Consider the following 24,705-nt stretch of genomic DNA (forward strand, 5'->3'; position numbering starts at 1 on the left):
TTGCTGTAGAGAGGCCCGCGCTGAGGGGAACCACAACCATCAACGCGAGCCCGTCTAACGAGTTGCGAGGTGGTTCATTCAACTCAAATTTAGAAAGCCTCTAGGCAACCCGTCATAAAGTTTCTTCAAAAATAAACAATTGACAGCCTGTTCAGAACTCTACCCGATGAAGTCCAGGAAATAAACCCGCGGTGCTCGTAAAGGCAGGTCTTTGTGAAACATTACATCTCTGTGTCATCCTCCTGACACTAAATGTTCTCTCACTTGCTCATACAAGACAGGCCCACCCCTCGGTTTGCTCCCGCTCACACTCGCATAAGAATCGCCTGTGAAAACAGCCCCCCCCATATCCCCTCAAATAGGGGTCAAGAGACCCCTAAACTCCCGCGGTTGGCTACCCTTAGAAGTATGAGCAGCACAGCAACCGATATCGCCAAGAACCTTCCGGCCCTTGAACACCCCGACGGGTCGCCGATCCGCGCCCTCGTAGTAGACGATGAGCGCATGCTCGAAGAGCTGGTCAGCGTGGCACCCAAAATGATTGGCTGGGAGGTTAAATCAGCGGGCGAGGGCCCCGCAGCCCTGGCTATCGCCCGCGACCGGCGCCCCGACGTCCTCGTTCGATATCATGATGCCCGGCTTCGACGGCGTCGAGCTGCTCTCCCGCCCGGGGCGTACCGAGTTTACGGTGCGTTTGTCCCTGCTGGGGGCGTAGGCTGGGGGAATGACCCCTACATTCCGCGCAACCTGGCTCGTCTTTCTGGGTGGTGGAGCAGGTGCCCTGGTGCGGGCCTTGCTTCTGGCTGCCTTTCCCGTCTCTGGCACCCTACCCGTGACCGTGCTGGTGGTGAACTGGGTAGGGGCCTTCCTGCTGGCTCTCTTGACGGGCGTCCTGCTTGCCGCTGCCCCGGGAGGGGCTTTATCGGCTCGTGCTGAGGAGCTCCGTCTTACGCTGGGTACCGGCTTTCTGGGTGGGTTCACCACCTATTCCACCTTTGCCCTCGCCCTGGCTCAGCTCGCCCTGGACGGGCGTTGGGGGGTGGCTGCCGCCTATGCCCTGCTCTCGCTGGCTGGCGGCTACCTGCTGGCCTGGGCCGGTTGGCAGCTCGGGGGCAGATGGGGGAGGATCGGACGCCCGCCCCACGCCGGTAGGCCAGCTCGTGGAACGGGGGAGTAGGGCATGGTCTACCTTTTAGTCTTTATCGCCGGTGGCGCAGGCGCCGCCCTGCGCCTGTGGGTTGATAGCTGGGTTAAGGCGCTCGTATCAAGGCTCTGGCAAGTATCTATGCCGCTTGGGACATTCTTTATTAATGTCACTGGATCCTTTCTTTTGGGCTGCCTTACCGGCCTTCTTGCTGCCCATATTGAGCCTATTCCCGGTGCGGAAACTTTTGTAATTACAGAAAACCTCACCCTCATTCTGGGGGTGGGCTTCTTAGGTGGCTACACCACCTTCTCCACCGCCCTGCTCGAAACCCTACGAGCCCCCGGTAAGCTGGCCACCGTCGTCCTTGCCCTCGGCCAACTACTTGCCGCAACCGCTGCCGCCGCGGCCGGGCTGACTCTGGGATTGTCTGCCTAGGCTCGTCCTGTTTTCTCTGTAAAGACCCAGCTAAGGCCGGTACACTCAATCACTCAGATTCTTGTTGATATATAAGGCTATGCGGTACTACTTCTACTTCTCGATTCCCGTGCTCCAGCAGGCGCTTTCCCTCTGGGCCCTGCTCATGGTGTTTATCGTGCCCGCCCTCTGGTGGTTTGGCCGCCACCTGCCTGCCCGCAGGCTCCTGCGCCGCATAGCTGCCACGGGCGTCCTGGTGCTATACGCTACCGGGGTCATCGCCTACACCTTCCTACCCCTGCCCGATAATGACGTCTTTGTCTGCCCCGACGGCTGGGGCAGCACCTACCCCCGCTTCTTCCTGGGATGGAGTATTGACTTCGCCATTGCCGCCAACGACGGCCTGCTCGGAGCCCTTTTTTCGATCTACGTGCTGCAGATGCTGCTGAATGTGCTGCTCTTTGTGCCCTTCGGCGTGCTGGCCCGCTGGCGCTGGGGAGCTAGTTTTCGCACCGTGCTCTTTGCTGCCTTTGGCACCTCGCTCGCGATCGAGCTGACCCAGCTGACCGGTATCTGGGGTTACTACGACTGCGCTATCCGAACCTTTGACGCCGAAGACATCTTCAACAACACCCTGGGTGCAGTGCTGGGCTGGGGTACCCTTGCCACCTGGCAGCACCGCCATACCCTGCCGGGGCAGCTGCGCCGCCTCTTTGGACGCTAGTGGGGCGGGGCGTCCGCCTCTGTTGCCCGCGTGGACGCCTGCCCCGCCCCTCGCCGTCTTAGCTGGTGGGCGGGGTTGGTGGGTGCTTGGTCACAGCGTTCGGGAGAGAGGGCGATAAACCGCTTAAGTGTTAGGGCACTTTTACCCCTAAGCCTTGCCGGGTAAAACCCAATCATTCACACTTAAAGCCAAGTGAAGCAAACTATGGGCTGAAGGATCCGGCACCTGCCTGGGCGTACTAGCCCCCGACACTTGCGGAGAAACACGTGAATACCATCAGCCCCTACCTCGCTGAATTCCTGGGCACCATGATTATGGTGACCATCGGTTGCGGCGTCATCGCCACCGTCGAACTGCGCCGCTCCAAGGGCCACGGCGACAACTTCTTCACCATCGCCTTCGGCTGGGGCTTTGCCGTTGCCTTCGGTGTCTACGCCTCCCACGCCTACTCAGGTGGGCACCTCAACCCCGCTGTGTCCATCGGCCTAGCCGCCTACGGGGAGTTCGACTGGGCCATGGTGCCCGGCTACATCATCGCCCAGGTCGCCGGTGCCATGGTGGGCGCGGGCTTCGTCTTCCTCAACTACCTGCCCCACTGGAAGGCAACCGCCGACCGCAAGATCAAACTCGGCGTTTTTGCTACCGTGCCGGCTATTCACAACTACTTCACCAACGCCCTGTCTGAGATTATCGGTACCTTCCTGCTGGTCTTCTCGGCCCTCTACGTGGGGGTTAACTTCACCCCCGTCCTTGAAGGTTCAGCCCTGGCCCTCAACCTGAACCATGTGCTCAAGCCCCTGGCCTTTGGCTTCCTGGTCACTGTGCTGGTGATTGGTCTGGGTGGCCAGACCGGCTTTGCCCTCAACCCGGCCCGCGATTTCGGCCCCCGCCTCATGCACGCCCTGCTACCTATCCACGGTAAGGGAACCTCCCGCTGGTACTACGCCTGGGTGCCGGTGTGCGCCCCCATTGCAGGCGGCATGATGGGCGGGTCCTTCTTCAAGCTCTACTACGACGGCCAGTTCTCTATCTTCCAGGTGGTCGGCGTCGTGCTGGCTCTGGCCGTGCTCGGGTTTGGCCTGTGGGCTAACAAGCACATGTACCGGTCTAAGTCGGCTGAGGTGCTGCCCCAGAGCGAGGACACCGAGGCTACTGCCGCGTCCGCTGCTGCCACCTACGTGCCCACCGGCAAAATCCCGGTCGTGCAGAAGAGGGCCTTCTGGGAGTAACCCACTCGGCGCTGTGCAGATTTCTTGGGCTGTGTGCAGGGTTTTCTCTGCACCCAGCCCAAGAAGTCTGCACCGGACTATTTGCGGCTAGCCCACTCCAGCACCTTGAGCATGAAGCGGTCGCAGGCCTCAATCTGGGCCAGCTCAATCCACTCATTGGGGGTGTGGGCCTGGGCGATATCGCCGGGGCCGCACACCACCGCCTGCACCCCGCCGTAGAGGGCGAACTGCCCAGCCTCAGTACCGTAGGTAACCTTCTGGGCCTCCACAGAACCGGGGCGCCCCGCCCACTCATTGGCCAGGGCAATAATCTCAGCACCGTCAGCGGTACCCAGGGCAGGGACGGCAGCCAGCAGCTCATGGGTAATACCCACAGCGTCAACAAACTCACCGGGTGCAGCACCAGCCAGGGCCTCAGCGTCCGCCGCCCGCGCCTTGAGGGCGGGCAGCAGGTCGTCGGCAATCTTCGCCTCAATCTGGGTAATGACCTCGTCGGTGGTCATCTGGGGAACCGTGCGGAAGTCATACTCCAGCACCACGTGCTCACCCACAATGTTGTACTGAATACCACCGCGGGCAAAGTTCACCCCGCCGGTGGAATAGGGCACCACGAACCCCTCATCAAAGGGACCCTCAGCTCGCCAGGTACCGGCCAACTGCTCAAAGAAAGTAATAAATTCCGCCGCCGGTGCCAGGGCGTTAACCCCGTGAGGGCCCAGGGAGGCATGCTTGGCGATACCCTTGAAAGTCACCCGGCCGCGGTGGGCACCCTTATGGGCAGAAATAACCTGCATCATGGACGGCTCACCAATCACCGCAAAATCAGGGTTAATACCGCGGGCCTTAAAATCTCTGACCATGGCAGGCGCACCCACACAGCCAATTTCCTCATCGTAGGAAAAAGCGAAATGAACGGGCCTAGCCAGCTCCGCTTCACGCAACTGGGGCAGCAGCCACATAGCCGACCCAATAAAAGACTTCATATCCGACGCCCCGCGCCCGTAGAGCTTGCCGTCCTTCACCAGGGGAGTGAAAGGGTCGGTGACCGTCCAGGCCTGGCCCTCAACCGGCACCACGTCCGTATGCCCCGACAGCACCACACCGCCGTCCCTACCACCATCTGCGGCGGGCACGGTTACAAACAGGTTGGCGCGCTCGCCGTCCTCGCTATAGGTGTAGTGCGGGGTCAGGCCGTGAGCCTCAAACTCAGCCGCCAGCAGGTCGAGCACGGGGCGGTTGCTGGTCTGGCTGATGGACTGCGCGGCAATAAGCTTTTCAATCCAGGGAAGAGATGCAGGGAGTGTCATAGCACCAGTCTAAAACCCCGGGCCTGCCGGGGCGCTAGATTACAGAGCTGAGTGGTCACCCAGACCGTGGAAACGGCGGGCGTGGTAAACGGTGGGGGCTGCGTTGGCGTCGTGGCGGATGAAGTCGGTGACCTCAGCGGTAAAGACCACGGCAGGGCCCGCATTGAGGGTACCCAGGGGGCGGACGCGCAGCACCCGGCTTACCCCGTGTAGTAGGGGCTCGCCGGTGGGCAGGCGGTCCCAGGTGGAGGTATCGCCAAACTTATCGGCCTTGCTAACCGAGAAGAGCTTGGCGATCTCGATGTTATCGGCACCAATCAGGTGAATCAGGAAAGAGTCAGCGTCGATGATGCGGGCAGCCGAACCGGTGCGGTCCTTGAAAGAAAAAGACACAATAGGGGGCTCAGCAGAAACCGACGACAGGGACGAGATAGTCAGGCCACCCGGCAGCCCGTCAGAGCCTTCAGCGGTGATGATGGCAACGCCGGCTGCCTGGGCGCCGAAAGCCTCGCAGAAAAGTTCGGTGGCGGTTTTCTCGCTGATGTTTACCTGGGTGGTCATGGTCGGTTTTCCTTTGTGCGGCTGCTTGGGGACTACAGCGCTGGGAGCGCTTGGTCTTCAGCCTAGGACTTCAGATGCACCAAACCCTAGCCTTTCTCACATATTGCCCCTATGAGTAGAACTGTGACACTGTTACGCCAACCTGCTGTAACAAAGGGTAGAAGTCGTATGTCTTGAGTGCTTTGTGCATTCGATATACAGACTAAATGGGTGCACAATAATAGACATGACAACGGAAAACACACATCACATTGTCGTGATGGGCGTGAGCGGTACCGGCAAAACCAGCATCGCCCACGCCCTGCGCGACCAGCTAGGGTGGCCATTCGTCGAAGGCGACGACCTGCACCCTGCTGAAAACATCCAGAAAATGAGCGCCGGGATTCCCCTCACCGACGACGATCGCGCCCCCTGGCTTGCCCGCATCGCCACCTGGATCAAGGACGCGGACGCCCGCGGCGAGCACACAATCGTCACCTGCTCCGCCCTCAAACGTACCTACCGTGACGTGCTGCGCGAAGCCGCCCCCGGCGTCCTTTTCGTACACCTGACCGGCCCTCGAGAAACTATTGCAGAACGCATGAAGCACCGCGAAGGCCACTTCATGCCCACCTCCCTACTCGACTCCCAGTTCGCCACCCTCGAACCCCTCGAAGCTGACGAAGCCGGGGTGCTCGTTGATATCTCTGGCACCCCGGAACAGGTTGCAACCGCGGCACTGGCCGCCCTGCGTCCTACCCTATAAGCCCCACACGAAAGCACACCACTATGCCTCTCCCCGAAGACTGGGCTCAAACCCTCACTGCTGGGCCCCTGCTCGCTATCGCCGCCGGCGCAATCCTGCTCCTGCTGCTCCTCATCATCAAATTCAAACTCCACGCCTTCCCCGCCCTTATTATCGTCAGCCTGCTCACCGCAGTCGCCACCGGAATCCCCGTCGCCAGCGTCGTGCCCGTCATGCTCAGCGGATTCGGATCAACCCTGGCGTCTGTAGCCCTGCTCGTTGGCCTTGGAGCCATGCTGGGGGCTCTCATCCAATACTCCGGCGGTGCCCAGGTACTTGCCCACAAACTCATCTCGGTCTTCGGTGAAGACCGCGCCCCCATCGCCCTCGGCGTGGCATCTATGCTCTTTGGCTTCCCCATCTTCTTTGATGCCGGCCTTGTCGTCATGCTCCCCATCGTCTTCTCTGTCGCTCGTTGGGTTGGCGGCTCCCTTCTGCTCTACGGAATCCCCGCTGTGGGCGCATTCTCCGTCATGCACGTCTTCGTGCCGCCCCACCCCGGGCCGGTCTCCGCAGCCTCTTTCTTCGAAGCCAACGTCGGTACTCTACTGCTCGTCTCCCTCATCATCGCGGTACCGACCTGGTACCTTGCCGTTTACCTCTTCTCAAAGTTCATCGGTAAGCGCATCGACCTTCCCGTACCTGCCCTCATGGGCCACGAAGAAACCCAGGACGAGCCCCTCAACCCGCCCTCCTTCGGCACCGTTCTCTTCGTGCTGCTGCTCCCCATGTTCCTCATCTTCCTCAACACCGGCCTCAACACTCTGGCAAAGGGAGGTGTGCTACCTGAAAGCGCAGCAGATGAAACCTGGTTCCAAACCCTGCGCCTGCTCGGCGAGACCCCTGTTGCCCTACTCATTACCTCCCTCGTTGCCATGTACCTGCTCGGCTTCAAACGTAAGGATCACGCGCTGGGTATCCAGCAGACTATGGACGGAGCACTTCCCGCGGTCTGCTCCGTCATCCTGATTACCGGCGCCGGTGGTATGTTCGGTGGCGTGCTACGATCCTCAGGAATCGGCGATGCTCTCGCCGATGTGCTGGGTGACCTGGGTGTTCCCCTCATTGTTGCGGGCTTCCTCATTGCCGCAATTCTGCGCGTTGCCCAGGGGTCAGCGACCGTAGCCCTGACAACCGCCGCAGGTCTCATCACCCCCGGTGTTCTGGCTGCAGATTTCAACTCCATCCAGCTGGCTGCCCTTGTCGTTTCGGTCGCCGCAGGCTCTGTGGTGCTCTCGCACTTCAACGACTCAGGTTTCTGGCTGGTCAGCCGCTTCTTCAATATGGACGAGAAGACCACCCTCAAAACCTGGACGGTAATGGAAACCCTCATTGGTGTCGTAGGTTTTGCCGGTGCCGTGGCCGTGTTTGGGGTCGCTAGCCTGCTTTAGTTGCCTGTGGCCTATAGCCGGACGCGCCCGCCCCGCCTTCGTGCGTGAAGGCGGGGCGGGCGCGTCCTTGCGGGCTCTTGTACTACTTCTTCTTGTTGAGCTGGGCTGCCTGGGCGCCGAACTTCTCAAGCAGTTCGGGCATATCCATGGGTGCGGTGACTACCTCAATGAAAACCAGCTTGTCACGGTTCTCCTTAGCCACCCGGCAGGCCTCGTCGAACTCGCGAACCGTAGCAGCGCGTAGCGTGACAGCGTTAGAGTCTGTGCCGCCGAAGGCCGCCGGAATCTTCGACCAGTCGTAGGCGGTGATGTCGTTGTACTGGGCCTCGACGCCGTGAATCGACCGCTCGATAGTGTAGCCGTCGTTGTTGATCAAGAAGACCACCGGATTCACGCCCTCGCGGATAACGGTGCCAATCTCCTGAATCGTCAGCTGGGCTGAGCCGTCACCAACCATCAGCACGCCACGGGAATCGGTATCGGCCATAGCCGCACCCAGCAGGGCCGGAATGGAGTAGCCGATAGAACCCCACAGGGGCATGCCGATAAAGCGAGAATCGCGCGGGAACTTACGGGTTGCCATGCCGAAGAAAGAGGTACCCATATCGACTACAACGGTGTTCTTCTCATCCAGGTTTGATGAGAGGACCCGCCACAGGGCGTCCTGGGTCAGGGCTTCGTCGGTGATCTCAGGTAGGGGCTCGTCGGTGGTGGGTGCCTCAAAGGGGGTGCCTTTCAGACCGAGCTTGAGAGACACCTCTTTAATGATGTTCAGGGCGCTGGACATGGTGAGCGGGGCATAGTGACGATCGGCGATGCTGGTGCTCTCAGCACCGATGTTAATAACCCGCCCAAAGTCTATCTGATGTGAGTATATGCCGGTTGTGGTATCTGTAAATTCCACGCCAGCGCAGACCAAAACCTCGGCATCTTCTACTACCGCACGGGTATGTTCAGCCGACAGGCCGCCCACGTAGATGCCCGCGAAGTTGGGCTTGGTTTCGTTCAGTACGGCCTTGCCCCACATGAGGGACGCGAAGGGGAACTTGGTCTCGGTGACCAGGGCGCGGACGTCCTGCACCGCCCCCAGACGCTCAGCCATGATATCTGCCAGCACCGTCACGCTTTTGCCGCGCATGAAGTCGGCGACGGCGTCCTTGAAAAGGGCCTCAATGTCGGGCGAGGAAACGTGGCTATCCACATCGAGCGGCTGGGCTGGTGGGGTAGCGGGCATAGTTGAAACATCAACCGGCAGCATCAGGTAGCCGGGCTTACGGTGGATGACGGCGGTGCGAATGACGCGGTCAATATCGGTCGCAGCGGTCGCCGGGTGCAGAGCCGCAACGGCGGCAGATACCTCGGACGCCATACGCATAAAATGCTTGAAATCCCCATCGCCCAGAGTGTGGTGCATACGCAGGTGAGAATTCTGGGCCGACAGGCTGGGTGCACCCACAATGTGAATCACGGGCACATTCTCAGCGTAAGAGCCGGCGGTTGCGTTGATAGCTGACAGCTCACCCACGCCGTAGGTAGTCACCAGGGCACCCAGGCCTTTGACGCGGGCGTAGCCGTCCGCCGCATACCCGGCGTTGAGCTCATTCGCGTTGCCCACCCAATCCAGCTTCTCGTGCGCCAGGACGTCGTCGAGGAAGAAGAGGTTGAAGTCCCCGGGCACACCGAAAACCTTGTCAACGCCCAGCTCAGCCAGACGATCAAGAATGTAATTACCGACGGTATAGGTCATCATTGACTCCTTAGGAAGGTAGGAAAGCACAGCAGGTTTGTGACCTGTATCATTCATTTCTAGTCTAAAAGGGCGAACCCACCCCGGTTTGGGCGGTCAGTGTCACCACCTGGGGCGAGGGTGCATGAATCATGTTTGGAGGACTGCGCAAAGACACATGGGAAATAATGCGTGACCATCATGATTTCCCGGACTCGTACATGCTGCCCACTCGCCTCCTCAACCTGCTGCTACCTACTGTGCAGAGTTATGAACGCAGCCCTCTTCTCGTATCATCGAGAGAACTAGTTCATGGGTTGTCCTGTTTCACCTGTTGACCGGTAGAGCTTTCAGATGGTTGTATGCACCTCTCAATACAAATGGTTTGGGTAGAGGCGAGAGACTATAAACTAGAGTGCGATACAAAATGTGTAGGGCTAGACCATGTGATGTGGCAACCTGCTAGATGAAAAGAAAAGGGGTTCCTATGGGCGGCTGGGAAAACGTTACTACCCCCTTCGTGGTGTGTATTTTTATGGTTCTAGCACCAGGTCTTATGGTGGCGGTAGGTGCTCGTCAAAGAGGTATTCATGCGATAGGGCTTGCAGCGCCCCTGTCTATAGGTATTCTTGCCATAGCATCGATTGTTGCCCCCCTGATGGGTCTTTCATGGTCTTATGGGGTGGTTTTTGGCTTTGCTTTATTTTTTGCCCTTCTTTTTTGGGTGTTGACTGCATGTTTGTATAGAACAGAAGCATGGTTCAACGCTAGGTTTGCCCGGCAAGCTGGGAGTGCCGTAGAAGGTACCCGCCAACGATGGTGGTCACCTGGCGACCATTGGTGGTACATCTCAGTTGGTCTTGGCGTGTGGCTCATTATGGCAACCATGACCAGGGCTATTCGCACTCCTGAGTCGATTGGTCAGTCTTATGATGAAATTTTCCACCTGAATCTCGTTCGTTACTTTGTAGATACAGGCAACGCTTCATCGCTGGGGGCAACGGGGGTTACATCTGGTGATGAACCCGGGTCATTTTATCCCGCTGTATGGCATGCGCTCGTGGCTTTAGTCTTCCAGGCAACAGACGGGACCACCATCCCTATGGCGGTCAACGTTACCGCAGTTATAGTGGGAGCAGTCGTGTGGCCACTGTCTATGATGTACCTTGTCTACACCACTGTTTCGCTGAACCGAATGGCTGTTTTGACTGTCGGAATTTTTTCAGCCTCGCTACCAGCTTTCCCCCTGCTTCTCGTGCATTGGGGAATTCTGTACCCGAATAGCCTGGGAATCGCTTTGATTCCAGTCGGGATTGCCCTAACCGCTCAAGTTTTCCGGGTTTCACATAAGTTTTATGTGGGTGTTCCTCAAGGGCTTGCCCTGGGCCTTATGGTGGTCTTGGGGATAGCGGTAGCTCATCCCAGTGCCATGATGTCGATGTTAGCTATGATCACACCCATTGTTGTAGTTCGTATAGCCCTGCAAGTAAGAAATATTATCGATAGCGTAACCTCTCCATGGGTAGGAGGACTTCAAGTAGCTGGTCTTACTGGTTTGCTTATTGTTATCTGGATTTTGTGGGGAATTATCAGGCCCGCTCCTTACCTTAGCTGGGAGCCGCAGGCCAGTAGCGCACAGGCAGTCGGTGAATTTTTAACGAACGGCGTAATGGGTATGAATGCCTACTGGGTAACCAGTATCTTCATGCTTCTCGGTGTTTTCTTTGTGGTAAGAAACCGTGACCGCTCCCTATGGCTTGTTGGAGCATGGGCTGTAGTTGCCTATTTCTACGTTGTGGGACGGTACCTGCCTTACGATGAAGGTAGGAACGATATCACTGGTGTTTGGTATAACGATGTTTATCGAATCGCTGCACTTACACCTATTATGGCAGTGCTACTTGCAGCTCTCGGTGTTTCCCAAGTTTCTGATTTCCTAGTGCAGAAGATTAAAAAAATTGATTCTATTCTGCCTAAACTTCAACCAGTCCTTCAAAACCTTATTGCTCTGGCTCTTACCGGATTCCTTATTTTCCAGCTAGGTTCTAGTACACAGAACGCAAAGCCGTACCTCGACTATGTTGAGAAAGTGTCTAAATACTATGACCCTGAACTTAACAGCTGGCGGATTAGTTTAGATGAGCTTCAGGTGCTGGACTATGTAAAAGAAAATGTTCCCCAAGACAGTACTATTGTGGTTGATCCTGGTACAGGTGGTGCTTACGCCTATGCTCTTGCAGACCGAAAAGTAACAGCTGCCCATATGTTCCGGAATGAAAGCGACAATCAACATCTGCTGAACCTTTATTTTGATGACGTAGCAAACCACCCTGAGGTATGTGAGGCTGTGCGTGAAGAGAACGCCTACTACGCTCTTGACTTCGGTGAGGTTGGGCGCGAAGGTGAAAGTAATGGTATTGATCATTTGGCAAATCAGCCTGGGTATTCCGAGGTTTATCGGGTAGGGGATGCAGCCTTGTACCGGATTGATGTATGCGACTAGGAATTTATATTGCTACGGAGCGGGCTTTTTATAGCACTGGCACTGGCCTGTTAGACTGGGTAGGCATATAGCCTTGGGGTTTACCCGTGGGGCACTGTTTGACGAGGAGACAATCACTTTATGCCTCAGACACCGGCACCTGACGCAGAACTACGCACACTCATCATCATGCCAGCGTGGAATGAAGAAGAGGTTATTGGAGGCACTATTACGGAGCTCTACCGTATGATGCCTGAGGTTGATTTGTTGGTCGTCAACGATGGGTCGACGGACCGCACTTCAGAGATCGCCCGTCAAGCTGGTGCTTTTGTCATCGACCTTCCGTACAATATGGGGATTGGTGGTGCCCTTCGCACAGGCTATAAGTATGCCCGTCGCATGAATTATGACCGGGCGATTCAGGTAGACGCTGATGGGCAGCATGACCCGAAGGGCATTCGGACTGTTTTAGCTGGCCTGGACGACGGAACAGATATTTCCATCGGGTCCCGGTTCGCTGAGGCAACTAACTACAAGGTCAGCGGCCCCCGAAAATGGGCTATGGTCGTCCTTGCCTTCCTCTTCACCAAAATCTCTGGTGAGAAATTCACCGACGCAACCAGTGGTTTTCGTGCTGCTAACCGTAGGGCTATTGAGCAGTACTGTGAACATCTACCTGCAGAGTATCTAGGAGACTGCATTGATGCTTGCGTTATGGCAATTCGTGCAGGTTTGAGCGTCAAACAAGTTCCTGTGGAGATGCGTGAGCGCCAGGCGGGCACTCCTTCATCAAACCCGTGGAAATCGGCTATTTATCTCGTCCGTTCGTTCTTTTCCTTTGCAATGTCGATGACCCGCACGAAGACCATGGTGGGAGGCAAATAAAAATGTCAGCTAATTCATACATATTTTTTCTGGTTTTTGCTGCTGTTATTGTCTTGCTTGTTCTTGCCCAGGTGCGAAGCCAAAACATGAAGGAAAAGTATGCAGTGCTCTGGCTTATTGTCTCTGCAATTATTATTATTCTGGTAATTTTTCCGCGCCTGCTCCTCTTCTTTGCAGATCTTATCGGTATTGAATCTCCAGTAAACCTGCTGTTCTTGCTGTCGATTATCATGCTCATAGGGGTCAGTCTGCACCTGACAGCTGCCCTATCCAAGATGGGCGAAGATATTCGTATCCTTGCTGAAGAGGTAGCGATTTTGCGAGCCCAATTTGATGAGCAGCATGCAGATTCTGTAACTAAGCAATCTGTTCGCTCCCGCGACACTGACTCTCTTGAGGGGTAGCTGAGTGAACATCGCCTTTGTGGTCAATAACTACCCCCCTAAACGAGGTGGGGTGGAACAGCACGTCCATGCGCTAGGCACCCACTTGGTGCGACAGGGGCACCGCGTCACAGTAATTACTCTTGACGATACCCCCGGTAGGTCTGTTGAAGACGGTATTACCGTGTACAGGCTTAAAGAATATTTACGCGTTGAAGGTATTGTGGGATTTGCTTCCCCTGTCGGCCTATATAAGGCACTCCGGGTTCTCAAGAAAGAAAAAATTGACGTTATTTCTGTTCATACGCGTTTTTTCAGTATGAGCTGGTGGGGCGTCGTCTTGGGACGCCTCTTGAATATCCCGGTGGTGCATACAGAACACGGTTCGGGCTTTGTTGTCTCGGAGAAGGCTGTTATTCGCCTAGCAAGTCAGCTGGTAGACCGTACATTAGGTGTGCTGACACTCCGTGCAGCTTCTAAGGTGTTGGGTGTTTCTCAGCCCTCCTGCGATTTTGTTAAAAAGCTTTCAGGTGTAGACGCTGAGGTTTTTTATAACGTTTCTCCCCTGCCTATGGCTGCCCCTGAAGATGTTGTCTTCCAGCGGAAAAAGCTTGTCTTTTTAGCCCGTGTAGTTGAGGTGAAGGGCTGGCGGGCCTTTCTCGAAACTGTCCAGCAACTCCATGCAGAAGATGCTGAGATTACCGGTGTAGTGCTGGGTGCTGGGGTTGATTTAGAGAAGGCTAAAGCGTATGCCGCTGAGCTGGGTATTTCTGACGCAGTAGATTTCAAGGGCTTCGTCGATCACGCAACTGTAGCTCGTGAGCTTTGCGGGGCGACCCTGGTCAATCCCACTGTGGCAGCCGAAGGGTTCCAAACCACCATCATCGATGCTTACGTTTCACAGGCGGCAATCGTTACCTACGATGTATCGAGCGCCCGGGTGCTTAAGGACGCCGGGGTTCGGGTTCACATTGTCGGGCAGCAGGGCGTACCCCAGTTGGTAGCAGCCGTACGTGCTGAGCTCGCGCAGGGCCCCCAGGCGTACCCTGTAGAAGACCTCCAGCGGTGGGGCTGGGCTAGCCAGGGTAAGACCTATGAGCGAATTATTCAGACTTTTAGGCATAAGATTCCCGAGGAGTTGTAGTGGAAAAGATAGAGGGAACCCTTGCCGTTATCGTTCGTAGCGGGGAGCTTAATCGGTGGGTAGATGAAGCTATGAAGTCTGCCCTCCAGAGTGACAGTATTGATTTAAAAGTTGTTCTAGTTCTGAACGGACCTAATATCAGCCTTGATGCTATGCAAATACAGTCTGAGGAAGAACAGTATCCGTGGCTTACTGATAGCAGAGTCTTGGTGTTGCGCTTTAACCATTATCTGGGGATGAGCGGTTCAATTATTGAAGGTATTAAATATGTCAACACTGAATATATCGCTAATCTCGACGGTGATGATATTGTTCTGCCCCAGCGTTTTGCAAAACAGCTAGAGTACCTTCAGTCTCACCCAGACTGCGTTCTAGTGGGAGCACGCGCTCGTATAATTGACGAGGACGGTCAGCAAATTGGTGATTTGAAGTCTGTGGTATCGGATGATGTGCGTAAGAGCCTCTTCTTGTTTAATCCAATCCCTCATTCATCCGTCATGTTCCGTAAATCCGCGTATGACAAGATTGGGGGGCATACTCCCGGGCTAGACCAGTGTGAAGACTACGATTTAACCCTAAGAATTGGTACCTTGGGAAAAGTTGCTGTGTTGCCTGACTTCTTGGTGTTGTACAGAGTCCATACCTCCAATTTAAGCAAGGGTGCTTCGCCTCGAGGCTCTCATGTGGATTGTGTGACTCGTGGCCGCCGCCAGCTAGCGAAGACTCTTGGCGTTCCCGCCGTCCTGGCATTACCCCCGCACTTGCTGTGGCGCAGCGTCCAGTTTGTGCGGGCGTCCGGGCTTATTCGCCCCCTGCACGAGTACTTCACCTACTTCAAACGTTCTTAAAACATCGAGGGGCAGCTCAGCTGCCCCTCACGTTGTATGCACTGTTAGATGACTGGTGCGGACGTCTGTGTTCGGCTCAGTACCTCCATGCCGGCAAGGTGCGCTGCCGCACCGATGACCGGGCTAGCCATCAAGGCCACAATGGTTTTAGTTTCAAGATCTAACGGTAGCAGCAGACAGCCAAAAGCAACCACAACGGTAACTACCCAGCCTGCAAGGTAGATGCGGTGGGCGCCCATCGCCAGGGCCGCCGTGCCTGACAGCGTTGTCACCGCTAGAAGGGCCGCAGCAAAAGTGAGAGCCGCAAGGAAAGCACCGTCGAGCTGCCCGGCATACTTCTCGTAGATTTCATCGAAAAGCCAGGGACCCAGCAGATAAGCTGCTCCGGCTCCTACCGCCCCCAGAGCTAGCAAAGCCCCTACAGGTTTAAGCAGGGCAGCGGTAGGGCGCTGGGCATGGGCCAGGAAATAAGACACCGCGACACCCTGAAAAGCTTGCAGGGGCATCATGATGGGTGCGCGAGTGATGGAGATACCCAAAATAATCGCGGCCAGAAGTGCATCGGACTCTGTTTCAGCCTTCGAACTTGTTGCTTCCAAGAAGATAGGAAAGCCCGTAGACATAGCAGCCATAGCTACCGCGGTCCCCACAGCTAAAAGCATGCTCCGGTACGCCGCGCCTGGGCGTCCTACCAGACGCAAACGAGTCGCTGAGCGTACCCGGGGTGAGAAAGCCACAAAAATGAGCCAGAGGAAGGCCGTTGCCAAGAAAGAGAGCTGAAAGGCAAGCAGGCTGCCCCCAACCACAGATACAAGCAGGGTACACAGGAAACAGAAAATACCGCCGGTTGAAATCAACAGGGCATATTCTGTCCAGGAACGGGTGCCAGCCATCGCCCCAATGCAGTAGACGTGGCAGGCATATACAGCCGTCACCAGGGTAATCAGAAGTACTGTTCTCCAGTCCCCTGCTGGTAGAACGGTGCCGATCCACACCGGTGTAAGAGCTGCAAAAATGAGAGCACAGGTGAGACCCACCCAGGTCGCTACCACGAGCGGGTTGTAGGTTCTCTGACGGGGGACAGAAGCAGAATTGCCCTTGCTTAAATGATGAGAGCCGATGAGGCGCGCTGACTCTTGTTGAACCCCCAACAAAGTTGCGAACACCAAAGAAGTAAGAGACCAAAAAACCAAAAAATCTTTGTTGTCTTCGACCGTTAAAGATCGGGCAGCTAGCCAGGTCACCAAGAAAGTAGTACCCGCGCTAATAATGGATGAAGCCGTAATAAAAAGCGACTGGCCGCGACTAATCACAGCTTCGGTATGTTCTTCGCTCACGGAATCTCTATCTTCTATGCCGATAAGGAAAGTATCTCTAGCTTATCCGTCTTGCCACTCCAGAAGGCGTTCTAGGGTATGCCGTATGATGGTTTTGTGCCACACGCTTTGCACCGTTACCCCTGTACTCTCAATCGCTGCAATTGCGTCTAAAGAGAAGGCATAGCTTGGAAGAGGAGGTTGCTACCTTACCGGTTAGCGTTTCGGAGACCTAACCGGTGCCTGTGGTAGACTGCCCAAGTTGCCCAGCCACCGGGTAACCACCACACCACAGAAAAGCAACATAGATGAATCGAACCAGCCACAGACATAAGCCCTTGGGTAGCTTCATTGAACAACCCAAATTCAGACCAGAAGTGCAGGGGCTCCGCTCCCTGGCGGTTCTTCTAGTGGTCATGTATCACGTCTGGTTTGGTAAAGTCTCTGGCGGCGTTGACGTCTTCCTCTTTATTTCCGCCTTCCTGCTTTCCCTCTCGTCCTTACGTAAGATTCAGGATGGAAAGCCCCTTAAAGTTGTCAGCTACTGGCTCCATGTTTTTCAGCGCCTACTACCTGCCGCTGCAACTGTTATTGCAGCAACTTTGGTGGCCGCTTATTTCATCATCGCCCCCTCCCGCTGGGCATCCCTTTTAGCTGATGCCAAAGCAGCGCTCTTCTATTTCCTCAACTGGCGCCTGGCTTTCAACTCGGTGGACTACTACGCCCAAGATGCCACCCTCAAAACCCCCTTCCAGCATTTCTGGTCTCTATCTATGCAGGGCCAAATCTTTATTATCTGGCCTCTGCTGTTTGCTTTCGTAGCCTTCCTGGTGGGTTATCTGCGTCTGAAGGTTCTCCCCACCGCCCTATTTGTTTTTGGTACGGTCTTCGTTACCTCTCTTACCTTCTCCGTTATCGAGACTTCCACCAACCAGTCCTTCGCCTACTTTGATACTCGAACCCGCCTGTGGGAATTTGCAGCCGGCACCCTGCTCGCCATGCTGGTGCTGGCTTGGCGGGTGCCGTCCTGGCTCAAAGTTCCCATGGGCTGGTTAGGTGTTATCGGCCTTGTGACCTGTGGCTGGCTTCTGCCCGTGGAGAGGGCCTTCCCTGGTTACCTGGCTCTGTGGCCCCTGCTATCGGGTGCTTTCGTGATTGCAGCTGGTCAAACTGGCTCCCGTCTGGGTGCAGACCGCCTTCTCTCAGCTAAACCTCTCCAGAAGATGGGAGCGATTTCTTACTGCCTCTATCTGGTGCACTGGCCCATCCTCATCCTGTACACCACCGCCATCGGAGAACCGAAGGCGGGCTGGCTCGACGGCACCCTGGTTATTCTGTCGTCTATCGCGGTAGCTTGGCTCCTGCACAACGTTGTTGAGAAGCCTCTGCGTGCCTGGGAGAAGAAGCCCAGCCGCCGCGCTCTGCGCCACGCAAAGCGTAGTGAGGCTCCGTGGAACCGTAAAAAGCAGGACGCCCGAGGAAGTTGGGTACGCCCGGTGGCGGTCATCGCAGTATGTTTCACTCTGGTTGGTGGCCTAGATGTAGGAGCTACACGGTGGTTGAATGCACAAACCACCGTGTGGGAATATAATGCCTCGCTTGCAGGGACTCCTCAGTTTCCTGGTGCACTGGCTATAGGCGAGACCAAGAGATATCAGAATCCTCCAATCCCTGTCATCCGGGATCAAGGGTGGGTCGATACCTCTAATGGCGAACAGTGCAACTCCTACCCCGGTATGGAAAACTCAAGTCTTCACAATCCAGAAGCAGAGGAATATTGCTATGTGATGCAAACAAAGAGAAGCCCTGATGCGCCTACTTTTGTATTTGCAGGTGATTCGCATAGCCAACAATCACTGTCCTTATTTGAAGAAGTAATCCCCGACGATGCCACGGTGATTCTAATGATTAAACCTTGGTGCCGTTTGACTATCTCGGAAGAAAGCTACTCAACAGCTGGCCCTACAGCTGACGCTGCCTGTCAAAGCTATAATGCGCGAGCTCTTGAAGAAATTCAACAGCTGAAGCCAACCTATCTAGCATTAATCTCTACCCGGCCTCAAGATGGCATCCCTGATGAGCGGCTAGTAAACGGGATTGATGCTGTTGCAAATCTTGCGGAATCCTACGGAGGCAAAATCATATCTGTCCGTGATAACCCTCGGTTTGCTCAAAATATGTTTGAATGCTCTCAGCGTGAAAATACCTCGAGTTGTAGCGTTCCACGGTCGCAGGTATTAGCATCTATGGATCCTGCTCAACCCGTTCTCGACCGTTTCTCTAACGTCTACGAAGTGGATTTATCAAACTATTATTGCCCTGAAGGGTACTGCGTTCCTGTAATAGGAAATGTAGCTTTATACATGGATAACAACCACATTACAGCGCAGTATGGCAAGACTCTTTCGGGTGCAGTGATGCAACAACTTGAAGTCCAGGGCTGGGACCCCTCTGCTCCTAACCCGACGGACGAATAACCACCATACGAAATACGGGCGCCCCGGCTTTGACCAGCCGGGGCGCCCGCGCATACGCTCAGGGTACTACCGTACGCACACACGCCGGGCAGGGCTAGCCGAGCCGGGCGTCCGCACCCCTGCAGGAAAACTATGACCGCACCCGCAACCCCGCAAAAACGCCCGCGGAAGGCCGCGCTGGCCTCCTGGATCGGTTCCGCCCTTGAGTACTACGATTTCGCGGTTTTTGGCACAGCCGCAGCCCTGGTGCTTAACCGTATTTTCTTCCCCGAAGACTCAGACGCCGCCGGCATCCTCAAATCCATGATGGTGCTGGGCGTCGCCTACGTGGTTCGCCCCTTTGGCGCCATGCTGATGGGCCCGCTGGGCGACAGATTCGGACGCCGCTTCGTGCTGATGCTGACCCTCTTCATGATGGGCGGGGCGACCTTTGCCATTGGCTGCCTGCCCACCTACGACCAGGTGGGGCTGCTTGCCCCCGCCTTACTGGTGCTGTGCCGGGTCTTCCAGGGTCTATCTGCCTCGGGTGAGCAGGCGTCCGCTATCTCAATGTCGCTGGAGCATGCCCATGACCACCAGCGCGCCTTCACCACCTCTTGGACCCTGCATGGCACCCAGTTCGGTTCCCTGCTCGCAACAGCGGTCTTCCTGCCCTTTGCTGCCCTACCCGAAGAAGACCTCCTGTCGTGGGGCTGGCGCGTTCCCTTCTGGCTCTCAGCCTTCGTGCTGGTTGCAGCCTGGCTGATTCGCCGCCGCCTCGAAGAGGCTCCCTCCTTCGTTGAAACCCAGGCACAGCAGGTGGTCGACCCCTCCCGCCGCAAGGCACCGCTGGCTGTTGTTTTCTCCCGCTACAAGCGGGCGGTCGCCGTGGTAGCTGTGTGCGCCATGGTGAATACCGTGAACATGGTCTTCACAACCTTCTCGATCTCTTTCGCCACTAAGGGGCACGGCATTGACTCGGGCATCATGCTGTGGGTTCCTATCGCGTCTAACGGCCTGAGCCTGCTTGCTATCCCGCTCTGGGCTACGGTCGCCGACCGGGTCGGCCGTAAACCCATCTTTGCCACCGGAGCCCTGGTTGCTGGCGGCCTGATGTTCCCCTACCTGAACGCTATTACCAGTGGCAACGTGGTGCTGGTCTTTGTCTTCGGTGTGCTCATGCACGGGGCTTTTTACTCCATGGCCAACGGTATCTGGCCGTCCTTCTACGCCGAAATGTTCCCCACACAGGTGCGCGTCACCGGCCTGGCACTCGGCACCCAGATTGGCTTTGCCCTCTCTGGCGGTATTGCTCCTGCAGCCGCAACGGCTCTTGCAGGGGACGACTTCGGCAACTGGGTAGGCCCCGCCGCCTTTACCCTGGGCATGGCTGCTCTGGCAGCTACGGCCGCTTTAACTGCCCGAGAGACCGGCAAGCTTTCCCTGGCTGAGGTTGATCGCGTGCAGGAGCACTAGTTTTTCTGAGGGCACGTCCTTGTTAAGGGAGTTTGAGGCAATCTCAGACCATAGGGTCAGCGATATACTGGCCGATAAGCTGTCGTAATTCATTACGATCATGGACACTCAAACCATCAATATTCCTTCGTCTCAGATGGGCTCTCATCGTATGTAACTGGTGTGCTGTATCCCTGCGCAGACCAATAAGATTTTCCCGTTGAAGGCTCCAAGGAATGGTAGGGAATTGATCACGTATCAGCAGGAGTGATTTGAGATCCTTGAGGTCTCTGTCAAGATAGCCTCTGCTTAGGGCAGCAAAAGTCTTTAGGATGACAGCCTGTTCAACGGGAGGAACGCATACGGTAACCGTAGTGCTAAACGCTGAAAAATACACCTCAAGCAAGATAGGAGGAACAGTGAGAACATGCTCCAGCTCGAACAGAGAATCAAGCTGTCGTAAGTCACCTTCACGAGCAAGAGGAATTGGTGCAGCTCGAATCTCCCCCGCTTTTCGGCTGGCGTTGAAGGGCTGTAGAAAATTTACTTCCTGGTACTCCCGCGTACCATGCCGCCCTCGTGTGTATGCAGAGCCGCCTGCTCTAGTGAAACCTGCTTGCACGAGCTGCTGATCAGCCTTTGCAAGTAACTCAAGAACTGACCTGTTCTTTACAAGAGGCGTGTCAGTATTACCTAGAGCGGCATCTGTATCGAGCGTGAATCTGGGTTCAGCGTGACCTGCTAAGGGGTAAACCTTTTGGAGAAGCATAACCATTTGTCCTCCAACAATTCGATAATCTGTTCTTCCGCTGTATGCTTGGGCAACGAGCAGTAGAGTTTCATGCGCGAGGAACTCAGCTCTACTTGACGGGGTTAGCGTAACTGAGAATATGGGCTCAGACATTAGCTCATTGCCCCTTCTAATATTTTGGTTTTAAGTATCTGAGTAGCTTCGCGGATATCTGATTCCTTGCTACAGGCCAGAGTTAAGTATGTGTCAACGGGGTCAGTGTAGATTCCAGGGAGCTCAGACTCCTGGCTCCACCATCGTGCGGTGGCAAAACGTGTGGGATCAGCTGGTATCGATATCTGCATAGTTGCTTTTTCTGGTGAGCTCTCGAAAAAGCCTTCTTCTTCCAAATCAGTGACTTTTGAAGCGAGCACTAGACATGTCTGGGGGTGCTTCCACGGTGAGTACATGTCACCAGCTACCACCCCAGCTACTGCTGATGAGATATCTGCAGACGATAGAACCTGACGAATAGTTTTAATTTGTTGAACAAGGGGTGCTGGAGAGAACCAGGATGTGACGAGGTCATGTCTGCTCGGGTAGGCGAATTCGAGCCAACGCAATAGGTCTGATTTGTGAGTGGTAGACGCGGAATCGTCATATTGTTTGAGAGTGTGACGAAGCAGGTTATAGGTGCGTGAGACGGTGGGCTGGGAGATGTTGAGTATATCGGCTAGTTCTTGTTGGCTTGGAGTTTGCGGAGAGAGGATATGTATTCGAGCCAGTGCGTAGAGATTCCAAGACCTAGGACGGTGCCCCTTCTGGGAATTTTGGGCTATGCTTTTCTTCCCGTAGAAAGTGCCATCGAGATAAGCAGAGCCCTGGTCGAGAGCAATATAACTGCTGCCCGTTTGTATGAGGTGTTCGCAGGCTCTGGGGGTAATGGTTGATGCGATAACAAGAATTGCTGAAGTTTCATCTCCACCGACGCTGCGGTGACTGTGGGACTCGTAGGGAGCTAGCTGGTGTACCTGTGCGGCTCCTACTGTTTCGAAAATATGTGTGGAGAAGGCGACAGTTTTGCTGTTGGGGAGCTCTAGCATCCAGTATTGGTGTGTGTGGTTGAGCGGCTGTTGAGGGAAAGCAGAAGCTTCGAGGAGAACACTGCCAATCTCTTGTAAGAAGCCGTGGATAGTGTATTTCGGCATTATTACCGCCTTTACGAGGGCATATACATGATACTAACTAAAATAAATATAGCGTATATGACAAATTTTATAATTTATGGTATATCAAGTTTTGGTGTAGCGCTAGGAGAGGTTTAGTTAGCTTTTCTGAGGGTAAGGACGTGCCCGCCCCGGCTTCTGTGAGCCGGGGCGGGCACGTCCTTGTTCAAGGGAGCTTGAGGTAACCCTACTTGCTTGCGAGCTTGGCGTCGATGGCCTTGCGGAGGGCCTGTGCTCCTTCGACCCAGGCGTCGAAGTCGCCGTTACCCTCAATGTCGGGCAGGGCGCCAGCTTCGAGACGGGCTGCGCGGAAGGCGCGGGCGATATCGTTGACCGAAGCCCCGTGCTTCTTCTTCATCTCGTACACGAAGGTGATACCCGCGTGGTTGATCATGCGGTTAGCGGCACGGGTTGCGATGATTTCGCTGCGCAGGGGGTGCTCGTCGAAGTAGGAGCCAAACTTCTCGGTAGCGGGGGCCGGGAAGTAGTCGGCCAGTACGTCACTGAGGTCAAGGTCGGGCTCATCGGCGTAGCCGCTGTTAACAAGGGCTGCGGTGAGGTCGATCTTTGCGTAGGCGGTGAGTACCGAGAGTTCGGGGCTGGTGAGGGGGACGTGTGCCTCTGCCCGGTCTGCCAGGTCGGCATCTGAGGGGAGCAGCTCAACTTCGCGGTCCAGGTGGACGGTCTCGGTGAGGTGGTCCATGAACTCACCAGCGATGGCATTGGTGTTGAAGGCTTCGGTGCGTTCGGCCTGAAGCAACACGTTCTGCTCGAGGTTGGAGCGTAGTACCCGGCGGCCCACTTCTTCCACCTGCTCAGCGATAAAGGCTGCGCGCTCGCTTTCGTCAAACTCACCTGCTTCGATAGCACGACCCATGAGAATCTTGAGGTTGACTTCGCGGTCTGAGGTTTCAACGCCGGCGGAGTTGTCGATCGCGTCGGTGTTAACGAGGATGCCACCTGCGGCTGCCTCAATGCGGGCTCGCTGGGTCAGGCCCAGGTTGCCGCCCTCGGAAATGACGCGCACGCGCAGCTCGGGTGCGGTGATGCGGAGCTTGTCGTTGGTGGAGTCCCCGACCTGGCTGTTGCTCTCTTCGGTGGAGCGCACGTAGGTGCCGGTGCCACCGGTGTAGAGCAGGTCAACGGGCGCCTTGAGTATAGCGGTGATGAGCTGGTCAGCAGAGAGAGTCTCTGCGGGTTCCTCGATGCCTAGTGCTTCCTTCGCTTCGGGGGAGAGCTCGATTGCCTTGTCTTTACGGGAGTAGACGCCGCCACCTGCCGAGATGAGCTCGGGGTTGTAGTCGGTCCAGTAGGCGCGGGGCAGCTCGAAGAGACGCTGGCGTTCCTTGAACGATACGGCTGCATCGGGATTGGGGTCGACGAAGATGTGGCGGGAGTCGAAGGCGCCAATCAGGCGGATGTGCTCTGAGAGCAGGGCACCGTTGCCGAACACATCGCCGGCCATGCCGCCGATGCCCACCATGGTGAAGTCTTCAGCCTGAGAATCGTGCCCCAGGGCAGCGAAGTGGCGCTTGACAGATTCCCAGGCGCCGCGGGCGGTAATACCCATTTCCTTGTGGTCGAAGCCGACTGAGCCGCCGGAGGCAAAAGCATCGCCCAGCCAGAAGCCGCGGTCTAGAGAGATGCTATTAGCGATGTCTGAGAAGGTGGCAGTGCCCTTATCGGCGGCAACGACCAGGTAGTGGTCGTCCTCATCGAGGGCTACCACCGCGTCGGGGCGCACGATGGTCTGCTGGCCATTGTCGGTCACCAGGTTATCGGTGACATCGAGCAGGGAAGAGATGAAGAGCTTGTAGGCAGCTACACCCATCTCGTTGTACTTATCCTGCTCAGCGTCGCGGTCGGGCAGGTTCTTGGGAACAAAGCCGCCCTTGGAGCCGGTGGGGATAATGACGGCATTCTTGGTGACCTGAGCCTTAACCAGACCGAGCACCTCGGTGCGGAAGTCCTCGGGGCGGTCGCTCCAGCGCAGACCACCGCGAGCAACCTTGCCAAAGCGCAGGTGCACACCTTCGAGGGCTTCACCTTCGACAAAGATTTCAAAGAGCGGCTTGGGGAGGGGGGCAAAAGAAACGTCGCGGGTTGAAATTTTTAGGGCGATGGTTTCTTTGCCCTGGTAGGCGTTGGTGCGCACGGTTGCGAGGACGACCTCAAGCAGCTTGGTGAAGAAATCCTGGGTTTCGTCGTCCAGCTTTTCGATATCGGCGCGCACCTCCTCAGCTACTGTGCGCTGGGAGATACGGCGGTCGTCCGCGTCCTTTTCGAGGGCGGGGTCGAAGCCGGTGCTGAAGATATCGGCAATACCTGCGGCGACACCGGGGTTGTTGGCAAGAGCCTGGGCCATGAAGTCTTCGCTGAAGTCGGCTCCGAGCTGCAGGAGATAGCGGGAATAAGCGTGCAGAACCTTTGATGAGAGAGCTGAAGTAGTAGTGGCTGACATCATCTGCCCTTCTAGTCGGGGAGGGCACCTTAGTGC

Annotated in this window: 20 protein-coding genes and 1 pseudogene; 14 read left to right on the forward strand and 7 right to left on the reverse strand. The window is 56.1% G+C overall.

The features are described from left to right. Window positions 1–408 precede the first annotated feature (408 nt). The 5 genes and pseudogenes from ACEE43_RS08365 to ACEE43_RS08385 all read left to right on the forward strand — a co-directional run. Window positions 409–667, forward strand: a pseudogene (locus ACEE43_RS08365) (response regulator); the annotation flags it as partial. A gap of 57 nt (window positions 668–724) precedes the next feature. Continuing rightward, a complete protein-coding gene (locus ACEE43_RS08370) occupies window positions 725–1,177 on the forward strand; it encodes a fluoride efflux transporter FluC (RefSeq protein WP_449107199.1) in 453 nt (150 codons plus the stop codon). Window positions 1,178–1,180: 3 nt separating this feature from the next. After that, window positions 1,181–1,582: a fluoride efflux transporter FluC gene (locus tag ACEE43_RS08375; RefSeq protein ID WP_449107200.1), complete on the forward strand. Its 402-nt coding sequence runs from the start codon at window positions 1,181–1,183 to the stop codon at window positions 1,580–1,582. 79 nt (window positions 1,583–1,661) lie between these two features. After that, entirely contained in the window at window positions 1,662–2,285 is a 624-nt protein-coding gene (locus tag ACEE43_RS08380; protein WP_449107201.1) for a VanZ family protein, read from the forward strand. Window positions 2,286–2,551: 266 nt separating this feature from the next. Next, window positions 2,552–3,514 (forward strand): MIP/aquaporin family protein, encoded by a 963-nt coding sequence (locus ACEE43_RS08385; RefSeq protein ID WP_449107202.1) that lies wholly within the window; start codon window positions 2,552–2,554, stop codon window positions 3,512–3,514. A 77-nt stretch (window positions 3,515–3,591) separates the two neighbouring features. Here the strand turns inward: ACEE43_RS08385 and ACEE43_RS08390 are convergent, their stop codons facing one another. Both ACEE43_RS08390 and ACEE43_RS08395 read right to left on the reverse strand, forming a co-directional pair. Further along, a complete protein-coding gene (locus tag ACEE43_RS08390) occupies window positions 3,592–4,821 on the reverse strand; it encodes an acetylornithine deacetylase (protein WP_449107203.1) in 1,230 nt (409 codons plus the stop codon). Window positions 4,822–4,860: 39 nt separating this feature from the next. Beyond that, on the reverse strand, window positions 4,861–5,382 hold the full coding sequence (locus ACEE43_RS08395) for a flavin reductase family protein (protein WP_185173806.1): 522 nt from the start codon (window positions 5,380–5,382) through the stop codon (window positions 4,861–4,863). A 226-nt stretch (window positions 5,383–5,608) separates the two neighbouring features. On the opposite strand from ACEE43_RS08395, the gene ACEE43_RS08400 reads away from it, so the two are divergent. After that, window positions 5,609–6,127, forward strand: a complete 519-nt coding sequence (locus ACEE43_RS08400) for a gluconokinase (protein WP_449107204.1) — start codon at window positions 5,609–5,611, stop codon at window positions 6,125–6,127. Window positions 6,128–6,150: 23 nt separating this feature from the next. Next, window positions 6,151–7,557, forward strand: a complete 1,407-nt coding sequence (locus tag ACEE43_RS08405; protein ID WP_449107205.1) for a GntP family permease — start codon at window positions 6,151–6,153, stop codon at window positions 7,555–7,557. Between the two features lie 82 nt (window positions 7,558–7,639). Here the strand turns inward: ACEE43_RS08405 and ACEE43_RS08410 are convergent, their stop codons facing one another. Beyond that, window positions 7,640–9,307: an alpha-keto acid decarboxylase family protein gene (locus tag ACEE43_RS08410; protein WP_449107206.1), complete on the reverse strand. Its 1,668-nt coding sequence runs from the start codon at window positions 9,305–9,307 to the stop codon at window positions 7,640–7,642. A gap of 463 nt (window positions 9,308–9,770) precedes the next feature. On the opposite strand from ACEE43_RS08410, the gene ACEE43_RS08415 reads away from it, so the two are divergent. From ACEE43_RS08415 to ACEE43_RS08435, 5 genes are all read left to right on the forward strand, one after another. Then, complete coding sequence (locus tag ACEE43_RS08415) at window positions 9,771–11,786, forward strand: DUF6541 family protein (RefSeq protein ID WP_431464200.1); 2,016 nt, start codon at window positions 9,771–9,773, stop codon at window positions 11,784–11,786. 120 nt (window positions 11,787–11,906) lie between these two features. Beyond that, complete coding sequence (locus ACEE43_RS08420; protein WP_237237552.1) at window positions 11,907–12,650, forward strand: glycosyltransferase family 2 protein; 744 nt, start codon at window positions 11,907–11,909, stop codon at window positions 12,648–12,650. A 2-nt stretch (window positions 12,651–12,652) separates the two neighbouring features. After that, complete coding sequence (locus tag ACEE43_RS08425; RefSeq protein WP_237237553.1) at window positions 12,653–13,054, forward strand: DUF2304 domain-containing protein; 402 nt, start codon at window positions 12,653–12,655, stop codon at window positions 13,052–13,054. Window positions 13,055–13,106: 52 nt separating this feature from the next. Further along, a complete protein-coding gene (locus ACEE43_RS08430; RefSeq protein WP_449107207.1) occupies window positions 13,107–14,177 on the forward strand; it encodes a glycosyltransferase family 4 protein in 1,071 nt (356 codons plus the stop codon). Next, window positions 14,177–15,025 carry a glycosyltransferase gene (locus ACEE43_RS08435; RefSeq protein WP_237198259.1) on the forward strand — a complete coding sequence of 283 codons (849 nt, stop codon included), beginning with the start codon at window positions 14,177–14,179 and terminating at the stop codon, window positions 15,023–15,025. The genes ACEE43_RS08430 and ACEE43_RS08435 overlap by 1 nt, the downstream gene beginning before the upstream one ends. Before the next feature lie 44 nt (window positions 15,026–15,069). Here the strand turns inward: ACEE43_RS08435 and ACEE43_RS08440 are convergent, their stop codons facing one another. After that, a complete protein-coding gene (locus tag ACEE43_RS08440; protein ID WP_449107208.1) occupies window positions 15,070–15,648 on the reverse strand; it encodes a hypothetical protein in 579 nt (192 codons plus the stop codon). A gap of 1,001 nt (window positions 15,649–16,649) precedes the next feature. Between ACEE43_RS08440 and ACEE43_RS08445 the strand changes: the two genes are divergently transcribed. Beyond that, window positions 16,650–18,818, forward strand: coding sequence for an acyltransferase family protein (locus ACEE43_RS08445; protein WP_449107209.1), 2,169 nt, complete (start codon window positions 16,650–16,652; stop codon window positions 18,816–18,818). A gap of 132 nt (window positions 18,819–18,950) precedes the next feature. After that, window positions 18,951–20,273 (forward strand): MFS transporter, encoded by a 1,323-nt coding sequence (locus ACEE43_RS08450; protein WP_449107210.1) that lies wholly within the window; start codon window positions 18,951–18,953, stop codon window positions 20,271–20,273. A gap of 43 nt (window positions 20,274–20,316) precedes the next feature. Here the strand turns inward: ACEE43_RS08450 and ACEE43_RS08455 are convergent, their stop codons facing one another. The 3 genes from ACEE43_RS08455 to ACEE43_RS08465 form a co-directional block, all read right to left on the reverse strand. Continuing rightward, window positions 20,317–21,156: a hypothetical protein gene (locus ACEE43_RS08455; RefSeq protein ID WP_449107211.1), complete on the reverse strand. Its 840-nt coding sequence runs from the start codon at window positions 21,154–21,156 to the stop codon at window positions 20,317–20,319. Then, on the reverse strand, window positions 21,156–22,190 hold the full coding sequence (locus ACEE43_RS08460) for a helix-turn-helix domain-containing protein (RefSeq protein WP_237198265.1): 1,035 nt from the start codon (window positions 22,188–22,190) through the stop codon (window positions 21,156–21,158). The genes ACEE43_RS08455 and ACEE43_RS08460 overlap by 1 nt, the downstream gene beginning before the upstream one ends. 205 nt (window positions 22,191–22,395) lie before the next feature. Beyond that, complete coding sequence (locus ACEE43_RS08465) at window positions 22,396–24,672, reverse strand: NAD-glutamate dehydrogenase domain-containing protein (RefSeq protein ID WP_449107212.1); 2,277 nt, start codon at window positions 24,670–24,672, stop codon at window positions 22,396–22,398. Window positions 24,673–24,705 lie beyond the last annotated feature (33 nt).

Source organism: Rothia sp. 11254D007BW (assembly GCF_053548195.1).

What these genes read in the sequence shown, in the direction of transcription:
- ACEE43_RS08390 (WP_449107203.1), bottom strand. Translation starts at nt 4,821, where the DNA reads ATGACACTCCCTGCATCTCTTCCCTGGATTGAAAAGCTTATTGCCGCG.
- ACEE43_RS08460 (WP_237198265.1), bottom strand. Translation starts at nt 22,190, where the DNA reads ATGCCGAAATACACTATCCACGGCTTCTTACAAGAGATTGGCAGTGTT.
- ACEE43_RS08370 (WP_449107199.1), top strand. Translation starts at nt 725, where the DNA reads ATGACCCCTACATTCCGCGCAACCTGGCTCGTCTTTCTGGGTGGTGGA.
- ACEE43_RS08455 (WP_449107211.1), bottom strand. Translation starts at nt 21,156, where the DNA reads ATGTCTGAGCCCATATTCTCAGTTACGCTAACCCCGTCAAGTAGAGCT.
- ACEE43_RS08415 (WP_431464200.1), top strand. Translation starts at nt 9,771, where the DNA reads ATGGGCGGCTGGGAAAACGTTACTACCCCCTTCGTGGTGTGTATTTTT.
- ACEE43_RS08425 (WP_237237553.1), top strand. Translation starts at nt 12,653, where the DNA reads ATGTCAGCTAATTCATACATATTTTTTCTGGTTTTTGCTGCTGTTATT.
- ACEE43_RS08410 (WP_449107206.1), bottom strand. Translation starts at nt 9,307, where the DNA reads ATGATGACCTATACCGTCGGTAATTACATTCTTGATCGTCTGGCTGAG.
- ACEE43_RS08440 (WP_449107208.1), bottom strand. Translation starts at nt 15,648, where the DNA reads ATGTCTACGGGCTTTCCTATCTTCTTGGAAGCAACAAGTTCGAAGGCT.
- ACEE43_RS08375 (WP_449107200.1), top strand. Translation starts at nt 1,181, where the DNA reads ATGGTCTACCTTTTAGTCTTTATCGCCGGTGGCGCAGGCGCCGCCCTG.
- ACEE43_RS08420 (WP_237237552.1), top strand. Translation starts at nt 11,907, where the DNA reads ATGCCTCAGACACCGGCACCTGACGCAGAACTACGCACACTCATCATC.
- ACEE43_RS08395 (WP_185173806.1), bottom strand. Translation starts at nt 5,382, where the DNA reads ATGACCACCCAGGTAAACATCAGCGAGAAAACCGCCACCGAACTTTTC.
- ACEE43_RS08465 (WP_449107212.1), bottom strand. Translation starts at nt 24,672, where the DNA reads ATGATGTCAGCCACTACTACTTCAGCTCTCTCATCAAAGGTTCTGCAC.
- ACEE43_RS08445 (WP_449107209.1), top strand. Translation starts at nt 16,650, where the DNA reads ATGAATCGAACCAGCCACAGACATAAGCCCTTGGGTAGCTTCATTGAA.
- ACEE43_RS08380 (WP_449107201.1), top strand. Translation starts at nt 1,662, where the DNA reads ATGCGGTACTACTTCTACTTCTCGATTCCCGTGCTCCAGCAGGCGCTT.
- ACEE43_RS08450 (WP_449107210.1), top strand. Translation starts at nt 18,951, where the DNA reads ATGACCGCACCCGCAACCCCGCAAAAACGCCCGCGGAAGGCCGCGCTG.
- ACEE43_RS08405 (WP_449107205.1), top strand. Translation starts at nt 6,151, where the DNA reads ATGCCTCTCCCCGAAGACTGGGCTCAAACCCTCACTGCTGGGCCCCTG.
- ACEE43_RS08400 (WP_449107204.1), top strand. Translation starts at nt 5,609, where the DNA reads ATGACAACGGAAAACACACATCACATTGTCGTGATGGGCGTGAGCGGT.